Consider the following 16,664-nt stretch of genomic DNA (forward strand, 5'->3'; position numbering starts at 1 on the left):
GGATGTGTGCACCCTCGTGGGGCGCCGGTCCGACGGGCGGGTGAGCCGACCGCGTCGGTTTTTAGGTTAGCCTTACTTTATGAGCGATACGAAATCCGGTTTCTCGATCGAGCGTCGCGGCCTTGAGCTGCGCTTCCGCAACGTCACGCTGAGCGCCCGCGAATGGCTCGCTCCGGATTTCGTGCGCGTCCGGCTGTCCGGCCCCGACCTCGCCGGCTTCGACTCCCCGGGCTCAGACGACCACATGCGGCTCTTCTTCCCGAGCGGCCCCGTGGGCTCGGTGGAGGAGTTGCGCGCCGCCCCGAGCCGCGAGTACACGCCCCTCGCGTGGGGTGACGACTGGCTCGATGTCGAGTTCGCCGTGCACGGCGATCAGGGCGTGGCCGCACCGTGGGCCGCGAACGCCCCGCTGGGGTCGACCATCGGCGTCGGCGGGCCGCGCGGCGCCGCCGTCCTCACCGGAGAGCCGGGATCGTGGCTCCTCGTCGGTGACGAGACGGCCATCCCCGCGATCCGCCGTTTCGCCGCCCTCGTCCCCGAGGGCACGCCGGCACGCATCGTCATCGAGACCACGTCGGCAGCCGGCGAGGTCGCTCTCGAAGCTCCGGTGGCTGTCGAGTGGCTGCACCGCGGCGCCGCTCCCGCCGGCTCTGCGCTGATCTCCTTCCTCGACGCGCTCACCGAGGACGAGGTCGTCGGACCCGACCCGTTCGTCTTCATCGCCGCCGAGCAGTCCATCGTGAAGCCCGGTCGGGCCCTGCTGGCACGCTGGGGCGTGGACAACGCGAACGCCGTCGTGAAGGGCTACTGGAAGCGCGGCGAGGCCGAATACCACGCTCCCCACTGACGCCGGGTCGATGCGCTGACAGACTGGGCGCATGGCTCTCCTCGATCACCTGGGCATCACCGTCGCCGACCTCGAACGCGGACGGGCGCAGTTCCATCCGGTGCTCACCGCTCTCGGCTACGAACTCGGCGGCGAGGACGATCACTCGATCTCCTGGCACACCGGCGACGAGACCGAGATCATCCTCTACACCTGGGACGACGACTCCACGCCCCACCGGCACGGCCGCGTGGGCTGGCAGCACATGGCCTTCGCGGTGCCGTCGCGCGCCGAGGTCGACAGGCTCCACGATCTCGCGCTCGAATCCGGCTGGACCGCCGTGCGGGACCCGAAGGAATATCCGCGGTACAGCGACCGGTACTACGCCTCCTTCGTCGAGGACGCCGACGGCATCCGGCTCGAGTTCATGTACAACCCGCCGAGGGACGCTTGACGCCCGGGCGTGTCGCCGCCTAGGGTGGCAAGGCTGTGCCGACCGGCGCCGCACACCAGCCGAGGAGACGACGGATGACCGCCCCGCGGAATCTCCACCCGATCACGGCATTGCCGCTTCCGCAGAAGCGCAATGACCGCGACGAGTCGTACCCTCCGGCGCGCGCCGTGTGACAGCATCCGCTCTCGCAACGCCCCGCACCGTCAGGTCCGGGGCGTTTTCCGTCGGAAGACTCCCTGACCTGTGGGCTGGACATCACCACAAGGAAAGGAATCATGGAGAGGCTCTCCGCACGGCTGCTGTCGTGGGCGTCCCTGATCGATGAGAAGACCCTCGATCAGGCGCGCACCACCTCACGCATGCCGTTCATCCACCCGCACCTGGCGCTGATGCCGGATGCGCACCTCGGCAAGGGGGCGACCGTCGGGTCGGTCATCCCGACGCTCGGCGCGATCATCCCCGCCGCCGTCGGCGTCGACATCGGCTGCGGCATGATCGCCGTCCGCACGCCGTTCACGAAGGACGACCTCGACGGGCGCGACCTCGCCGCGCTCCGGGAGCAGATCGAGCGCGCGGTCCCGCTGTCTGCCGGGCGCTACAACAACAAGGTCGTGGGGACGGCCGCTCCTCGCGTGGTCGAGCTGGAGGAGCGGGCCACCGCGGCCGAGTTCGACCCCGAGGGCTATGCGAAGAACTGGCGGCTCCAGCTCGGCACCCTCGGGTCGGGAAACCACTTCATCGAGGTGTCGGCGGATGAACTCGACCGGGTCTGGCTGTTCCTGCATTCCGGTTCCCGCGGCGTGGGCAACAGGATCGCCGGGCACCACATCGCCGTCGCACAGCGTCTGGCGAAGCAATGGTGGATCGACCTCCCCGACCCCGACCTGGCCTACCTCGTCGAGGGCACGCCGGAGTTCACCCGCTACATCCGGGAGCTCAGGTGGGCGCAGCACTTCGCGCTGCTGAACCGCGAGGAGATGATGGACCGCGTCATCCGGCAGCTCTCCGAGTTCCTCGGCACCCCGGTCGAGGAGGAGGAGCGGATCAACTGCCACCACAACTTCACGGAGTCGGAGATGCACTTCGGGAAGCGCGTCTGGGTGTCCCGGAAGGGCGCGATCCAGGCGGATGCGGGTCGGCCCGGACTCATCCCCGGGTCGATGGGCACGGCGTCCTACGTGGTGGAGGGGCTCGGCGACCCGCTGTCGCTGAACTCGTCACCGCACGGCGCCGGGCGCGAGTACTCGCGGTCCGCGGCCCGGAAGACGTTCACGCATGCGCAGCTGCGCGAGGCGATGGCCGGCATCGAGTTCCGCGACACCGACGCCTTCATCGACGAGATCCCGCAGGCGTACAAGCCCATCGATCGCGTGATGGCGGATGCGGCGAGCCTGGTGCGGATCCGGCACACGCTGCGGCAGCTCGTCAACGTGAAGGGCGACTGACCGAGGGCCGGGTGAGAGGTATCCTCGCCCGGCCCTTCCTCCCCAATCCGCGCGATTCCCAGTGTCTCCACAGAGCGCGGGTCGCCGGGCGTGGCGTCCGCCAGGATGCTGGCAGGCTGAAGGATGCGGTGCCACGATGAGGGGATGGAAACCATGGACGGTGCACAGGTCTGGACCATGATCGGCGCGTTCACGGCGCTGATGATGGGCATGCTCACGGTCGTCTCGACGCTGTTCATCCGCGTCCTGCGCAGCGAGATCGGCGGCCTGCGCAACGAGATGAACGGTCAGCTCGGCGGCCTGCGCAACGAGATGACCGCGCGCTTCGACGCGGTCAACACCCGGTTCGACGCGGTCGGCACCCGCATCGACGGCGTCAACGCCCGTATCGACGGGCTCGATCGTGATGTGCAGGCGCTCGTGAAGCGCACCTTCGGACTGGATCGGGAGTGAGGATCGACGCATGAGGATCGTCGTCGCGGGAGGAACCGGCGTCGTCGGCACGCCCACGGTGGAGGCCGTCCGGAGCGCGGGTCATGAGGCCGTCGTGCTCAGTCGGTCGCACGGCGTCGACCTGGTCAGCGGGCGCGGGCTGGAGGCGGCGCTGACCGGAGCCGACGCCGTGATCGACGTCGTGAGCGTCGAGACGCTGAAGGCGAGCACGGCGATCGAGTTCTTCACGGCCGCCACCGGGAACCTCCTCGCCGCCGCCGACGACGCCGGCGTGGGACACGTCGTCCTGCTCTCCATCGTCGGCATCGACCGGATCCCCTACGACTACTACGCGGGCAAGGTGGCCCAGGAGAAGCTGGTCTCCGCGTCCGCCGTCCCCTCGACGATCCTCCGAGCCACGCAGTTCCACGAGTTCGCCGCGCAGATGTTCGCGCGGGCGAAGGCGGGTCCGCTGCATCTCGCCCCGCGTGCGCGCACGCAGCCCGTGGCGGCCCGCGAGGTCGCGGAACGGCTCGTCGCGCTCGCGACCGGGGACGCGCGGGGCCGAGTGCCCGACCTCGCCGGCCCCCGCGAAGAGCAGCTCGCCGACATGGTGCGGGCGTACGCGCGACGCATCGGGTACCGCGGCTGGACCCCGGCGCTGAACGTGCCAGGTCCGCAGATGGCGGGGATGCGCGCGGGGAAGGCGCTGCCGGGACCAGACGCGATTCGCGGGACGCAGACGTTCGCGGAATGGCTTGCCGAAGCGGTGCCGGCGCGCGCAGACTGAGGAGGGGCGGGGGTCTTTCCAGCAGTCGAGCGACCAGGAGCAGCACGCATGGCGAACCTCAATCCCTACCTGTCCTTCCGCACCGAGGCACGCGAGGCCATGGAGTTCTACCGGGGAGTCCTCGGCGGAGACCTCGACATCACGGGCTTCGGCGACTTCCCCGACATGGTGCAGGATCCGAGCCAGAAGGATCTCGTGATGCATGCGCAGCTCACGACCCCCGACGGTCTCGTGCTCATGGCCTCGGATACTCCGGAGGGCATGACCTACGAGAGACCGCAGGGCATCTCCGTCTCGCTGAGCGGCAATACACAGGAGGTCACCCGACAGGTGTGGGACCGGCTCTCCGAGGGCGCCACGATCACGATGCCGCTCGACGTGCCGCCGTGGGGTGGGACGTTCGGCATGCTCGTCGACCGCTTCGGGATCGCCTGGATGCTGCACGGCGACCCGGAGTGACCGCCGGGCTCAGCGCGGCAGCACGGCGCGACACGCGAGGTGCAACGCCAGCCGCGCCTCGGGGTCGCTCATGTCGATCCCGAGGAGCTCCTGCACCCGCCGGATCCGCACGGCGACCGTGTTGCGATGCAGCCCGAGAGCGGCCGCCGTGGCCGCGATGCCTGACTCATGGTCGAGGTACGCCGACAGCGTCGTGAGCAACTCGCCGTTCCCCTCCCCCAGGGGAGCCAGCAGCGACTGCGCGGCCGGGACGAAGGTGTCGTTCCCGGTCCAGGCGAGCAGGAGCTGTTCGAGCCCGAGGCTGTCGACGCGGACGAACCATCCGGTCGCCGACCGGGCGGCGGCGATCCGTGCGGCGTCGCCGGCCTCGTCGAGGGTCGCCGCCAGTCCTTCCGGCCCGGTCTGCGCCGAGCCCACCCCGGTCGCCACCGCGAAGTCGCGCAGCGCCGCGAGGTGGAGGTCGCGCAGCGCCGCCACGGCCCGCTCGATGCGGTCGGGACCGGGGGCTTCGGCGAAGGAGAGCCAACCGCTGAGGCCTCGACCGGCGGTGGTCGCGTGCGCCTCGGCGTCGATCGCGCTGAGCCCCGGCCTGATCGCACGAAGGAGCGCGAGCGGCTCCACCCGGCTGCGCGCCACCACGCGGAACCCGAGGTGATGCCCACCGGTGCGCCACCCCCGCTCCGCCATGCGCCGTTCGACATCGGCATCGGCGGCTCCGCGGAGCTCGACGAAGTCCCGCAGCAGCCCGGACGACGCGGCGACGTCGTTGACGGCCGCGATCTCGTCGATGAGGATGCGGGCGGCCACCGCGGGCATGGCGACCTCCGCGGCCACCAGGAGCGACTGCAGCTGCGCCTCTCCGAAGCCGTCGCCGAACAGGACCAGGCGCAGACCGGACCGGCCGGGGCTGTCCACGCGCACCGAGGCGGCCGCGCCCTCCCCCGCCCTGGCACCATCGCTCCACGAGTCGAAGCGGATCGCCGCGTGCAGGTCGGCACCCAGATGTCCTCCGGCCTGACGCAGCACTCCCGCGGCGTCGACGAGGGCGACGCCGAGCCCCAGGTTCGCCGCCAGGTGCCCGAGCAGATCGCCGAGGTCGTCGGCCGCGTATTCGAAGGACTGCGCGACCTTCCGCACCCGTGTGAGCGTGAGGGCGTCTCTCGCCTCGATGAGCATCCAGCAGGCGCGGGCGAGCTGGACCGGCCTCTCGACGTCGAGCAGAGCGAGACCGATCCGGTCCGCGAGGCGGAGCGCCCCGGGATCGACACCGGCGGCGCCGGGGAGCGCGAGTCCGGTGAAACCGCGGTCGCGCACCCGGCGCAGCATCGCGTCCTGCTGCCAGGTGGCGAGCGGTGCCCCCGCCGTGAGGATGGCGAGCCGGGTGGTCCCTTCGTCCGGCAGGTCGGACTCCGCAGCCTCCACCACGACCGCATCCCACCCGACGTCGCGCGGGCCGGCGACATGACGGAGGACGCCGTTCTCCTCCTGCGCCAGAAGGGCCCCCAGGGCGAGCGCGTCGTTCACGCGGCGTCCAGATCGACGAGTCCGTAGGCGGAAGGCACGACCCGGGCCCGCCGCTCAGGGCGGGCGTTCCACCACTCCGGCGCGGGAAGGGCGACGGCCGCCACCGTGCGCCCGGGGGCGAGTTCGGTGACCTCGAGGATCTCCCGGGACACGGCATCCAGAAGCACGATGATCTCGGGGGCCGCGGCGACGAGCAGGCCGTCGGTGAGCACCGCCAACGTCTCGGAACGGGTGACGATCCGGTGCACCGCTCCGCCGAGTCCGGCGATCTCGACCGCGTTCACATGCGGATCGGTGCCGGAGGACGCACCGGCCACGATGCGACCCTCGGCGAGCAGCGTCCCGCCGAGCACGTCGGCCAGGACCGGCAGCGGCGCCGACCGGTGCGCCAGGAAGCTGCGACCGAGGGCGAGCGCGCGGGCGAGGTGGTCGGCGATGGCGTGCTCCCGCAGGTCGCCGACGGTGAAGCCGGCGAGCACGGCGCAGCCGACGCCTCCGGCCTGGATGATGGCCGAACGGACGACACGCTCCGCATCGATGGACCTCGTCGCCTCCACCAGCGCCACCCCGTCGGCGCCGGTCTCGCACGCGAAGACCAGTCCCGGCACGCGGTCGACGAACAGGGACATCTGATCGAGTCCCGGCACCGCACGCCCCGTGCAGTCGGCGTCCACCACGGTGTGCGATCCGGCCAGGGTGAGCGGCGCGAGGCCGTTCATGCCGCCGCCCTCGAGGGAGCACACGGCCGGGACGGGGTGCCCGAGCCACCGCTCCACCGCCCGCAGCAGAGGGGCGAAGGGCGCGGCGCCGGGCATCCGCTCGCCGAGCAGCATCGTCGACCCGACGAAGGCCACGCCGAGACAGGGCGTGCCGGGATCGAGCGCATCCACGGGCGAGACCTCGAGGGGCCATCCCGCGGTGGTGTCGAGGATGAGTTCGAGCATCGTCGTGGAACCGCCGCCGCCGGAGCCGAGCAGGGCATACCCGCGGGCGAGCGCCTCCAGGTCGTCCCGCTCCAGCCTCATGGGATCCAGCCTAGGACGCGGCCATCCCCTCGACGGGAGCGAACTCCTCGGTCAGGCCGAAGGCCGAGGGCCCGAAGGCGGCCAGCGCCTCGGGGGTACGCATCATCGCCGGCGTCGAGATGCCGAGCACTCGGACGCGCTGACCGTACCGGAGGCCCTCCGTGGTGATGGGCTCGGCCGTCTCGTGGTCGACGACGCAGATGAGATCGGGGACGATCGCGACGAGCCGTCCGCCCCGCCGCGCGGTGAGGTTCTCGTTCTGGAACGCGATCTCGAACGTGTCGTCCTCCGCGGCACCGAGCGGAGCGATGACCGCCCGCCCCTTCGCGAAACCCTCGGTGGTCCGTCGTTCGACGTCCATCACCTTCCCGACGCAGAGCTCGCGCAGATGCGGGTAGAGCGTGGTCGCGAGCGTCGCGGCGATCGCCTCGAACGGCGAGCGGTGCTCTTCCCGGGCGAGGCGGATCGCCCGCCCCAGGGCGAGGGCCATCGAGATGGTCCGCGGCACCGCTGTGCGTCGCACGTCGGCGCCGCTCATGGCGTACTCGGCGATGTGACCGACGCCACCCAGCCGGATGGTGATGCCCCGGGCGAGCCACTCCATGTGTCGATCGTCGTCCCCGGTGTCGATGACGACGCGCTCGCCGCGCTCTCCGGCGAGGGCGAGCGGCGAGCCGTGGACGCCGTACACCGCGAAGGTCTCCATGGACAGCTCGGGGAAGGCGCGTCCCATGCCGTCCGCGTCGACGACCGGCAGTCCGGTCTCCGCGGCGACGATGAGCGGGATCATCGAGTTGATCCCGCCGCATTCGATGGGCATGGTCGCATCGGCCCGACGTCCGAGGTGGTCCTCCAGGGTGCGCAGCGCGAGGGTGGGCTCGGTGCCGGCGGGGATCTTCTCGACCATCACGGTCGGCGCCCCCATCTGCGCGGTCGGGATCACGAAGAGGTCATCGGCGAGGTCGTCCGGATCGAGGATCGTGATGGTCCCGTCGCCGAGCACCCGCTCCACCAGCATCTTGCCGATGTAGGGGTCGCCCCCGCCGCCGGTGCCGAGCAGCGTCGCACCGCGGGCGAGGTCGGGCAGGTCCGCCGCCGTCAGCTCCCAGCTCATGCGGCGGCCCCTGCCGCGGCGTCTCCGGCGGAGACCGTGCCGTCGAAGCGATGCGCCGGGATGTCGTAGCCGAAGTACCCCGGGCCGACCATCGCGAGAGCCGCATCCGAGTGCCAGCGCTCGTCGGCCGGAGCGGCGATCACGCGGACGCGCTGTCCGTAGCGCAGCCCCTCGGTCGTGACGGGCTCCCCCGACTCGCCGTCGAGGACCATGATGAGGTCCGGAGTGGTCGCCAGCACCCGTCCGTCCGCTTCGGCGACGAGGTGCTCGTTCTGGAACTGCAGCGTCAGCGAGGTGCCGCCGTCTCCATCTATCCGTGCCCTGCCGCGCGCGAAGCCGGTGGTCGTGGCCCGGTTCACGTCGGCGACCTTGCCGCCGAACAGCTCCCGGCCGCGGAGGAGCTCGACGACAGCGGCAACCGGGTCGGTCTTCGCCTCGCGGGCCTCCGCGATCCGCTGACCGATGTGGATGCACCGGGACAGCGATCCCGCCACCAGCGACTGACGTGCGGCGGCACCCGACATCGAGAAGCCGGAGATCATGACGGAGCAGCCCATCTCGACGCACGCGACACGGGCGATGCGCTCGGTCCAGGAGTTGTCGGCGGTCTGCAGCACGCCCGTGTTCCCCTTCTCGTCGCTGAAGGCGAGCGGCGAGGCCGTCACGCCGTAGAGCGTCGGGAGCACCATCTGCAGTTCGGGGAACGCGCGCCCCATGCCGTCCGCATCGACGAGCGGAAGCCCGAGCGCGGCGGCGGCGGCGATCGGGATCGTCGAGTTCACCCCGCCCACCTCGGCACAGGCGATGTGCGTGACCGGGCGGCCGAGGTGGATGCCGAGCGCCTTGACCGGCTCGATGACCTCCGCGAGGCTCGGCAGCTTCTCGACCATGACGGTGGGCGCGCCCATCATCGCGACGAACAGCACCAGGGCGTCGTCCGGCACCTCGTCGAGCGCCACGACCGTGACGTCTCCGGAGGCGAGGGCCTGGCGGGCGAGGAGGGCGCCGATGTACGGGTCGCCACCCCCGCCGGTGCCGAGCACGGCCGCGCCGCGGGCGAGGCCGTCGATGTCGGCCGCGGTGATCGTGGTGCTCATGTCAGGCCCCCATGTCGAGGTCGCCGACCGCCTTCACGCGGATGCGCGTGGCGTTGCCGGGAAGATACGGGATGGGGACCTCGTCGAAGTCGATGATCGTCACGGTCGCGGGCTTGGCACCGGCCGCGATGGCCTTGTCGACGGCCTCCGCGCGCACCTCGGCGATGGTCTCATCGCGACGGCCGGGCTCGATCGCGTAGACCTTGTCGATCTCGCCACCGACCTGCGCGATCGAGGCGCCGATGGCGTTGGCGACCGCATAGTTCTCCGGCCGATGCACGGTGCCGAACAGGGGCAGCTCGTCGGGCAGCAGGATGGACCCGCCACCGACCGCCACGACCGCGATGGGTTCGGGCGACGTGCGCATGCGGTCCACCGCCTCCGCCACCCGCTCCGCGATCCGGGCGAGCACCCGCTCCACGAAAGCGGGGTCCAGGTGCGCGACCTTGGCGGGGTCTCCCACCTGCGCGCGACCGGCGGCGACCGCGATGTCGGTGGCCGTGAGGGTCGAGCCGCCGAAGACCAGCGCCTCCGTCGTCAACGTGTAGCCGACCGAGGCCGGGCCGACTTCGGCGGTCTCCTCGTCGACGATGCTGCCGCCACCGATGCCGAGGGAGAGCACGTCCGGCATCCGGAAGTTCGTGCGGATGCCGGCGACCTTCACCTCGTTCGCCGTCTCCCGCGGGAAGCCGTTGATGAGCAGGCCGATGTCGGCGGTGGTGCCGCCCACGTCGATGACGGCGCAGTCGACGAGTCCGCTCGTGGCCGCGGCTCCACGCATCGAGTTCGTCGGTCCGGACGCGAACGTGGCGACCGGGTACCGGCGCACGTAGTCCTCGTCCATCAGCGTGCCGTCGTTCTGGCTGAGGAAGATCGGCGCCTCGATGCCCTGCGCGCGGACCGCCGAGGTGAGCCCGTCGACGATCTCCGACGCGAGCTCCCGGAGGGCGGCGTTGATGATCGTCGCGTTCTCGCGCTCCAGCAGTCCGATGCGGCCGATCTCGTGCGAGAGCGAGATGGCGGCGTCCTCCCCCAGCACCGAGGCGACGATCTCGGCCGCCTGCACTTCGAGGTCGTGGTTGACCGGGCTGAACACCGACGAGATGGCGACGGAGCGGATGCCGTGCGCCTTCATGTCCTCGGCGTGCGCGCGGATCTCGTCGGGGTCGAGCGGCGAGATCGGGCGGCCGTCGAACTCGTAGCCGCCGTGCGCCAGGTAGCTGCGCGCCCGGGTGGCCGCGACGAGAACCTCCGGCCAGTCGATCAGCGGCGGCAGGGCCCGCGTCGCGGGCAGGCCGAGCCGGAGGGCCGCGACCGGGGCGAGTCGGCTCGCCTGCACGAGCGCATTGATGAAGTGCGTCGTGCCGATCATCACCGCGTCGATGTCGGCCCCCTCGAAGGAGTGCCCCGCACGGAGGTCTTCGATGGCCTGGACGATCCCGCTCGTCACGTCCGGGGTCGTGGAGTGCTTCACCCCGGCCAGGGTGCGGGTGCCGTCCATGAGGACGGCGTCGGTGTTGGTGCCGCCGACGTCGATGCCGATGTGCATGGTGCTCGCTTTCGTGGAGGTGGTTCTTTTCCGGCGCGTCTGCTCAGACCGCGGCGGGGGTGCTGTCGACGGGGCTCGCCTGCCTGGTGGTCGCGACGCCGACGCCGCGCACCCAGCCGAGCTTGCCGGCGACGATGTAGAGCACCATCGACAGGAAGAGGCTGAGCAGCGACGGGATGCCCCAGGTCACGAAGTAGCCGACCAGCGAGGAGACCAGCCAGACGACGATCGTGGCCGGGACGATCCTCGGGGCGGTGGCGGGCAGGGTCCCCGCGGCACGGGTCGCGTCGAGCTCGGGACGCCAGCGGCGCACCACGTAGTACTCGGCGACCATGATCCCGGCGATCGGCGGGAAGGCGACGCTGAGCACGACGAGGAACTCGGTGAACTGACCGAGGATGCCGACGGCGGCCAGCACCGAGCCGACCACTCCGAGGACGATCGTGGTGGTGACGCGGTGGAGGTTCTTGCCGAAGGCCGTGGAGATGAAGTTCACCAGGCCGAGAGTGGAGGAGTACAGGTTCCAGTCGTTGATCTTCAGCGTGCCGGTGAGGACGATGAACAGACCGATGAAGCCGACGGAGGAGGTCACGATCGCGACGATGTCGCCGGTCGCCGCCGCGTGGGCGAGGAGGACGCCCGCGAGTCCGATCACGAATTCGCCGAGGGAGACGCCGAGCACCGTCTGCTTGACGACGTCGGCCCGCGAGCGGTTGAACCGGGTCATGTCGCCGGTGATGATGGCGCCGACGATGAGGCCCCCGGCGACGATGCCGGTTCCCGCCCAGACGCTCATGGTCGGGCCGGGCGCCGGGCCGGTGAGCAGTTCGCCGATGTCGTGGCGGGTGAGCTCGGAGATGACGGACCAGCCCACGAGGATGAGGAACAGCGGCACCGTGATGTTGGCGAGCCACTGCATGCCGACGAAGCCGAAGGCGACGATCGCGGTGACGGCGAGGCCGAAGATGAGGCTCCAGGCCCAGACGGGCAGCGCGCCGGGCATCAGCGCGTCGAGCGACTGCGCGGAGATCGCGGACTGGATGCCGAACCAGCCGATGAGGCTGATGCCGATCGCGAGGCCGACGAGCGAGGCGCCGATCTCGCCGAAGCCGGTCCAGCGGGCGAGGAGCGCCGTGTTCAAACCCTCGCGCTGGCCGATGAAGCCGACGACGCACATGATCACTTCGAGGATGAGCGAGCCGAAGAGGAAGGCGAGGACGGCCTCGCCGAAGGTCATGCTGTAACCGAGGGTCGCGCCGAGGAGGAACTGCGAGAGGGCCGAGACCTGCCCGAATCGCTGAACGGCGATTCCGAACCAGGGTTTGCGGGCCTCGGGAGTCACTCGAGAGAGCGCGAAGTCGTCTGCGTGCGCCGTGCGTGCCATGGGAGTCCTTCGGGAGGAGGGAACGGGTTGTCCGCCACGGTACTCACCCCCCTCCCCTCCCCGACATGTGCACTCCGCCCTGATCTCCCTTCCTCCTGTGCACACTGCCCACCCCCTCTCCTTTCGCCGAGACCCCGGCTTCACGTCGAAACCCCCTGTCTCCGGCGTCGGCGACAGGGGGTTTCGGCGCGAAAGCGGGGTCTCGCGGATCAGTGCAGAGCGTTCGCCTCGATGAAGGCGCGGAGAGAGTCCTCGTCGTCGGGCATCTCGGTCACGTGCTGAGGGGCGTCGAGCATGGCGCGGAGCTCGGGGGCGTACGCCAGCTCGACCCCGATGGCCTCGTGGATGGTCTCGGCGAACTTCTCCGGCTTGGCTGTCTCCAGCACGAGCATCGGCACTCCGGGCTCCACGTACTCCCGCGCGACCTTCACCCCGTCGGCGGTGTGCGGGTCGATCACCTCGCCGGAGGTCTCGTAGACGTCCCGGATCGTCGCGAGCCGGTCCTCGTGCGTCGAGGTGCCGCTCACGATACCGAACTCCTCGGTGAAGCGCGCCTGCTCGGCCGAGAAGTCGAAGAAGCCCTGCGCCTCCAGGTCGTCCCAGGCGCCGACGACGCGCGCGGGGTCGCGGTCCACGAGCTCGAAGATGAACCGCTCGAGGTTCGACGCCTTCGAGATGTCCATCGACGGGCTCGAGGTCGCCAGCGTCTGCGCGGCGCTACGCGGGCGGTACACCCCCGTGCGGAAGAACTCGTCGAGCACGTTGTTCTCGTTCGCGGCCAGGACGAGCCGCCGGATCGGCAGCCCCATCTGCTTCGCGAAGAACCCGGAGAGGATGTTGCCGAAGTTCCCCGAGGGGACGGTGAACGACACCTCGGTCCAGCCGCCGGCGTCGGTCGCGCGCAGCCATGCCCAGAAGTAGTAGACGGTCTGCGCGGTGATGCGGGCGAGGTTGATCGAGTTCACGGCGCCCAGGTGCTGAGCGCGCTTGAAGTCGAGGTCGCCGGCGAGCTTCTTCACGAGGTTCTGGCAGTCGTCGAAGACGCCCTCCACCGCGATGTTGTGCACGTTCGCGTCGTCGAGCGAGAACATCTGCGCCCGCTGGAACGCGCTCATCCGGCCCTGCGGCGAGAGCATGAACACCGCGACGCGCTCCTTGCCGCGCAGCGCGTGCTCTGCAGCCGAGCCGGTGTCGCCCGAGGTCGCGCCGAGGATGTTGAGGACTGCGCCCTGGCGCTCGAGCGTGTACTCCAGCACTTGCCCGAGGAACTGCATGGCCATGTCCTTGAACGCCAGCGTCGGGCCTTCGGAGAGGCCGACCAGCGTGAGGTCGTCGTCCACGCGACGAAGCGGGACCACGCCGTCCGGGAAGTCCGCGTACGCCGCCGCCGTCATCCGCGCGAGGTCCTCTCGCGGGATGTCGGTCGCGAAGAGGCCGAGGACCTCGGTCGCGAGCTGCGGATAGGTCAGCGCCCGCCAGCGCTCGAGCGTCTCGCCGTCGACCTCCGGCATGACATCGGGGACGGCCAGACCGCCGTCGGGCGCCAGGCCTTCCAGCAGCGTCTCGCTGAACGACTGCGGCTGCATGCCGCCGCGGGTGGAGATGAACGGCACGTGTGCTCCTCGGCTCGGGACTCGGCGCCTCCATTCTCGCAGGCCGTTCCGCATCGAGTTGACGGGATGACAGGAGTGCGCGCTCATGGTCGCGAGACGTGCTGCCAGAGCGCGGCCCAGTGCTCGGGGCGCAGATCGCGAGCAAGGCGCCGGCCGTCGGCCCCGGCGTCCGCCACGGCACGTCGTGCGCGGGAGCTCGGGATCTGGGCGGCGGACGCCACCACCGCAGTGAGAGAGGACCCCCGGCCGGTGAACACCGCCCGCACGAAGGCCTCATACGGCCTCCGCTCGGACACCGGAACCAGTGGCGAACCGCGCCGCGCGACCGAGAGCACTCCCCCGTCCACGCTCGGCTGCGGTGAGAAACCCCACGCCGGTACGCGACCCTCCAAGGAGAAGGTGAACCACGGCGCCGACTGCGCCGTCATCATCGTGCTGCCGCCCACGCCGGCGCGTTTGCGTGCCACCTCCCACTGTGTGAGCAGCACGGCCTGCCTCCACTGCCCGCTCGACAGCAGCCGTCGCAGGATCGGGGTGGTCACGTGAAAGGGGATGTTGCCGACGACGACCTCCGCGTCCAGCGGATGGCGGGTGGCGTCGGCGACCTCGACGCGCACGCCTGGCAGCGTCCGACGCAACTGCTGCACACGGTGCTCGTCGATATCGATGGCCGTGAGGGGTCGGTTCAGTCGGGCGAGGGAGCGCGTGAGCGCGCCGTCCCCGCATCCGAGTTCCAGGATGGGGCCGGACGTCCGCGCGACGAGGGTCGTGATGCGAGCCAGCGTCGGACGGTGGGTGAGGAAGTTCTGGCCGAGTTCGTGACGGCCGCCATGGACGGATCGAGGCATGAGTGCGCTCCAGAGGAAGTATCGGAGCACCTCGAAGGAGGGGAGGACGCGGGAGACGTCGGTGATTCGCCCGTCCCGAGGTGCGATGACATCTCGGTGGACGGCGCGCAGAGCTGTGCGGAAAGCGAGCGCGCCGTCAGGAGCGGCGGTCGCGGAACACGAGGGTGCGCCCCATCACGGGCGCAGCGCATATTGTTCCCATGTCCGTCAGCATAGCGGTCAGATCCAGCCGCGCTCCTCGGCGACGAGCACGGCCTGCTGGCGGGTGCTCACCGAGAGCTTCCCGAGGATGACGGAGATGTGGTTGCGCACCGTCCCCGGCGCCAGCGCCAGCGCCCGCGCGATCTGTCCCGTGGTCTCCCCTCGGCGCCCGGCGCGGAGCACGTCCAGTTCGCGGTCCGTGAGCGGCGAGCGCTCGTCGCTCAGCGCATCCGCGGCGATCTCCGGATCCACGTACCGGGCGCCGGCCGCGACGCGGCGGATGATCGCGGCGAGCTCGTCCGCGCCCCGCGACTTGGGCACGAAACCCGAGACGCCGGAGGCGAGCGCCCGCCGGAGCACCCCTGGACGCGCGTGCCGGGTGACGACGATGCAGCGGGTGGGGATCGTGCGGTTGAGTCTCTCGGCGACCTGCACGCCGTCGAGCCCCGGCATCTCCAGATCGAGCAGGCACACGTCAGGTTCGAGCCGGGTGGCGGCGGCGACGGCCTCCTCGCCGTCCGCGCACTCCGCGACGACGTCGATGTCATCCTCGAGGCGCAGCAGAGCGGCGAGCGCGGAGCGGATCATCCCCTCGTCGTCGGCGAGCAGCACCCGGATCATCGGACGATCTCCGCCTGCGCTGGCACGGTGACCGTCACGACGAACTCGTCGGCGTCCCTCCGCTGCTCGTACGTGCCGCCCGCCTCGCCGATTCGCCGGCGGACACCGTCGAGCCCGGAGCCGCCCGCCCCGTCCTCGGACGCGGGGTCCGCGTCGTTGGCGACCTCGTACCGCCAGGCATCCCTCGTCCGTTCGAGGATCAGGCGCGCGTGACCACCGCGTCCGTGCCGCAGGACGTTCGTGGTCGTCTCCCGGATCACGGGGCCGAGGTCGGCCGCGGGCGCCGCGTCCGCATCCGGGTGGATCCGCGCATCCACGATGAGCCCAGCGGCCGTGAGCAGGTCCCTGGCGTTCGCCAGCTCATCGCCGAGCGGTACCGAGCGGAACCGCGTGGCGAGGTCTCTGGTGCCCTGCCGCGCGTCGTCCACACTCGCCCGGGCCGCGCGGAGCTGCTCCATCCCCGCCTGCGGATCGGTCGGGAGGAGGCGCTCGGCCAGTTCGAGCTGCAGGGCGATCACCTGGAGATGATGCCCCTGGAGGTCGTGCACGTCGGTCGCCACGCGCAGGCGCTCCTGCGTCGCCGCCAGTCGCGCCTCCGAGGCCCGCGCCCGATCGAGGGCCATGAGCACGTCCCACCACCACAGCGAGCTCACGGTCATCCCGGGGAGCATGACTCCGTAGAGCACCGGCACCCACACCGGGACGCCGGAGCCGAAGGTCGTGGTCGAGTCGAGCAGCGCGAGAGCGACGAGCACGACCGTCGCCGCCACGGCCACCCGCACCCGGATCCCGCGGGGCCAGCTCACCAGCACGAAGACCTGCACCACCGGCATTGCGGCGAGCTGCCAACTGCCGACGAGAGCCCCCGCCGCGCCGCCGTAGATCAGGGCGACGAGGGTCGGCACGGCCAGGCGAACCCAGCCCACCCCGGGACCGGATTCGACGCGATGGCGGTAGTCGACCAGCAGCAGGACGGTCGACGCCGCCCAGAGCACGCCCCCGACTCCCACGACGAGCAGCGCGACGCCCGAGCGATCCAGCGCCACGGCGATGCCGAGCCAGGCCGCCACCAGCATGAGCTCGATGAAGACCACCCCGCCGACCGTGTACCACCAGGTGGCGGTGATGCCCCGCGCGAGCTGGCGGGCACCGGGACCGGGATCGGAGAAAGCGGGGGAAGGACTGCTCACGCTCCCCACGATAGATGCGTGACACATGTCACGGGATCCGGGTGCGAACCGCACGGAGAGCGATGACGCGGCGGCACTGCCGCCTCGGGCCG

Annotated in this window: 16 protein-coding genes; 6 read left to right on the forward strand and 10 right to left on the reverse strand. The window is 70.9% G+C overall.

Annotation, left to right across the window (positions count from 1 at the left end; genetic code table 11):
• The first annotated feature begins 79 nt into the window (after positions 1-79).
• The 6 genes from AB0P08_RS02525 (at position 80) to AB0P08_RS02550 (ending at position 4,406) form a co-directional block, all read left to right on the forward strand.
• Positions 80-847 (forward strand): siderophore-interacting protein, encoded by a 768-nt coding sequence (locus AB0P08_RS02525; protein WP_315637231.1) that lies wholly within the window; start codon positions 80-82, stop codon positions 845-847.
• Positions 848-878: 31 nt separating this feature from the next.
• The gene (locus AB0P08_RS02530) at positions 879-1,280 is read left to right on the forward strand and encodes a VOC family protein (RefSeq protein WP_363445390.1); all 402 of its coding nucleotides are present in this window, start codon (positions 879-881) and stop codon (positions 1,278-1,280) included.
• 275 nt (positions 1,281-1,555) lie between these two features.
• Positions 1,556-2,725: an RtcB family protein gene (locus AB0P08_RS02535; RefSeq protein WP_187663290.1), complete on the forward strand. Its 1,170-nt coding sequence runs from the start codon at positions 1,556-1,558 to the stop codon at positions 2,723-2,725.
• Between the two features lie 144 nt (positions 2,726-2,869).
• A complete protein-coding gene (locus AB0P08_RS02540; protein ID WP_187663289.1) occupies positions 2,870-3,178 on the forward strand; it encodes a hypothetical protein in 309 nt (102 codons plus the stop codon).
• 10 nt (positions 3,179-3,188) lie between these two features.
• Complete coding sequence (locus tag AB0P08_RS02545; RefSeq protein ID WP_363587931.1) at positions 3,189-3,947, forward strand: SDR family oxidoreductase; 759 nt, start codon at positions 3,189-3,191, stop codon at positions 3,945-3,947.
• A gap of 48 nt (positions 3,948-3,995) precedes the next feature.
• Positions 3,996-4,406, forward strand: coding sequence for a VOC family protein (locus AB0P08_RS02550; protein WP_363587933.1), 411 nt, complete (start codon positions 3,996-3,998; stop codon positions 4,404-4,406).
• A 9-nt stretch (positions 4,407-4,415) separates the two neighbouring features.
• On the opposite strand, the gene AB0P08_RS02555 is transcribed toward AB0P08_RS02550, so the two are convergent.
• The 10 genes from AB0P08_RS02555 to AB0P08_RS02600 all read right to left on the reverse strand — a co-directional run bounded on the left by AB0P08_RS02555 (position 4,416) and on the right by AB0P08_RS02600 (position 16,572).
• Positions 4,416-5,930 carry a helix-turn-helix domain-containing protein gene (locus tag AB0P08_RS02555; protein ID WP_363587935.1) on the reverse strand — a complete coding sequence of 505 codons (1,515 nt, stop codon included), beginning with the start codon at positions 5,928-5,930 and terminating at the stop codon, positions 4,416-4,418.
• Positions 5,927-6,955 (reverse strand): S-methyl thiohydantoin desulfurase domain-containing protein, encoded by a 1,029-nt coding sequence (locus AB0P08_RS02560; RefSeq protein ID WP_363587937.1) that lies wholly within the window; start codon positions 6,953-6,955, stop codon positions 5,927-5,929. The genes AB0P08_RS02555 and AB0P08_RS02560 overlap by 4 nt, the downstream gene beginning before the upstream one ends.
• A 10-nt stretch (positions 6,956-6,965) precedes the next feature.
• A complete protein-coding gene (locus AB0P08_RS02565; RefSeq protein ID WP_363587939.1) occupies positions 6,966-8,069 on the reverse strand; it encodes an S-methyl thiohydantoin desulfurase family protein in 1,104 nt (367 codons plus the stop codon).
• Complete coding sequence (locus AB0P08_RS02570) at positions 8,066-9,166, reverse strand: S-methyl thiohydantoin desulfurase family protein (RefSeq protein WP_363587941.1); 1,101 nt, start codon at positions 9,164-9,166, stop codon at positions 8,066-8,068. The genes AB0P08_RS02565 and AB0P08_RS02570 overlap by 4 nt, the downstream gene beginning before the upstream one ends.
• 1 nt (position 9,167) lies before the next feature.
• Entirely contained in the window at positions 9,168-10,715 is a 1,548-nt protein-coding gene (locus AB0P08_RS02575; protein ID WP_268777259.1) for a hydantoinase/oxoprolinase N-terminal domain-containing protein, read from the reverse strand.
• Between the two features lie 43 nt (positions 10,716-10,758).
• Positions 10,759-12,099, reverse strand: a complete 1,341-nt coding sequence (locus AB0P08_RS02580; RefSeq protein WP_259953473.1) for a purine-cytosine permease family protein — start codon at positions 12,097-12,099, stop codon at positions 10,759-10,761.
• Positions 12,100-12,308: 209 nt separating this feature from the next.
• Positions 12,309-13,712, reverse strand: coding sequence for a threonine synthase (gene thrC, locus AB0P08_RS02585; RefSeq protein ID WP_363587943.1), 1,404 nt, complete (start codon positions 13,710-13,712; stop codon positions 12,309-12,311).
• A gap of 83 nt (positions 13,713-13,795) precedes the next feature.
• Entirely contained in the window at positions 13,796-14,560 is a 765-nt protein-coding gene (erm, locus tag AB0P08_RS02590) for a 23S ribosomal RNA methyltransferase Erm (protein ID WP_363587945.1), read from the reverse strand.
• 219 nt (positions 14,561-14,779) lie between these two features.
• Complete coding sequence (locus tag AB0P08_RS02595; RefSeq protein WP_187663279.1) at positions 14,780-15,382, reverse strand: response regulator transcription factor; 603 nt, start codon at positions 15,380-15,382, stop codon at positions 14,780-14,782.
• Positions 15,379-16,572 carry a sensor histidine kinase gene (locus AB0P08_RS02600; protein ID WP_363587947.1) on the reverse strand — a complete coding sequence of 398 codons (1,194 nt, stop codon included), beginning with the start codon at positions 16,570-16,572 and terminating at the stop codon, positions 15,379-15,381. The genes AB0P08_RS02595 and AB0P08_RS02600 overlap by 4 nt, the downstream gene beginning before the upstream one ends.
• Positions 16,573-16,664: the final 92 nt, after the last annotated feature.

This window comes from Microbacterium meiriae, assembly GCF_040686935.1.
GTDB classification, from domain to species: Bacteria; Actinomycetota; Actinomycetes; order Actinomycetales; family Microbacteriaceae; genus Microbacterium; species Microbacterium meiriae.

Excerpts from the sequence above, each read along its gene's own strand:
- AB0P08_RS02545 (WP_363587931.1), top strand. The coding sequence starts at position 3,189 with ATGAGGATCGTCGTCGCGGGAGGAACCGGCGTCGTCGGCACGCCCACG.
- AB0P08_RS02575 (WP_268777259.1), bottom strand. The coding sequence starts at position 10,715 with ATGCACATCGGCATCGACGTCGGCGGCACCAACACCGACGCCGTCCTC.
- erm (WP_363587945.1), bottom strand. The coding sequence starts at position 14,560 with ATGCCTCGATCCGTCCATGGCGGCCGTCACGAACTCGGCCAGAACTTC.
- AB0P08_RS02550 (WP_363587933.1), top strand. The coding sequence starts at position 3,996 with ATGGCGAACCTCAATCCCTACCTGTCCTTCCGCACCGAGGCACGCGAG.
- AB0P08_RS02530 (WP_363445390.1), top strand. The coding sequence starts at position 879 with ATGGCTCTCCTCGATCACCTGGGCATCACCGTCGCCGACCTCGAACGC.
- AB0P08_RS02565 (WP_363587939.1), bottom strand. The coding sequence starts at position 8,069 with ATGAGCTGGGAGCTGACGGCGGCGGACCTGCCCGACCTCGCCCGCGGT.
- AB0P08_RS02580 (WP_259953473.1), bottom strand. The coding sequence starts at position 12,099 with ATGGCACGCACGGCGCACGCAGACGACTTCGCGCTCTCTCGAGTGACT.
- AB0P08_RS02560 (WP_363587937.1), bottom strand. The coding sequence starts at position 6,955 with ATGAGGCTGGAGCGGGACGACCTGGAGGCGCTCGCCCGCGGGTATGCC.
- AB0P08_RS02525 (WP_315637231.1), top strand. The coding sequence starts at position 80 with ATGAGCGATACGAAATCCGGTTTCTCGATCGAGCGTCGCGGCCTTGAG.
- AB0P08_RS02535 (WP_187663290.1), top strand. The coding sequence starts at position 1,556 with ATGGAGAGGCTCTCCGCACGGCTGCTGTCGTGGGCGTCCCTGATCGAT.
- AB0P08_RS02570 (WP_363587941.1), bottom strand. The coding sequence starts at position 9,166 with ATGAGCACCACGATCACCGCGGCCGACATCGACGGCCTCGCCCGCGGC.
- AB0P08_RS02540 (WP_187663289.1), top strand. The coding sequence starts at position 2,870 with ATGGAAACCATGGACGGTGCACAGGTCTGGACCATGATCGGCGCGTTC.
- AB0P08_RS02595 (WP_187663279.1), bottom strand. The coding sequence starts at position 15,382 with ATGATCCGGGTGCTGCTCGCCGACGACGAGGGGATGATCCGCTCCGCG.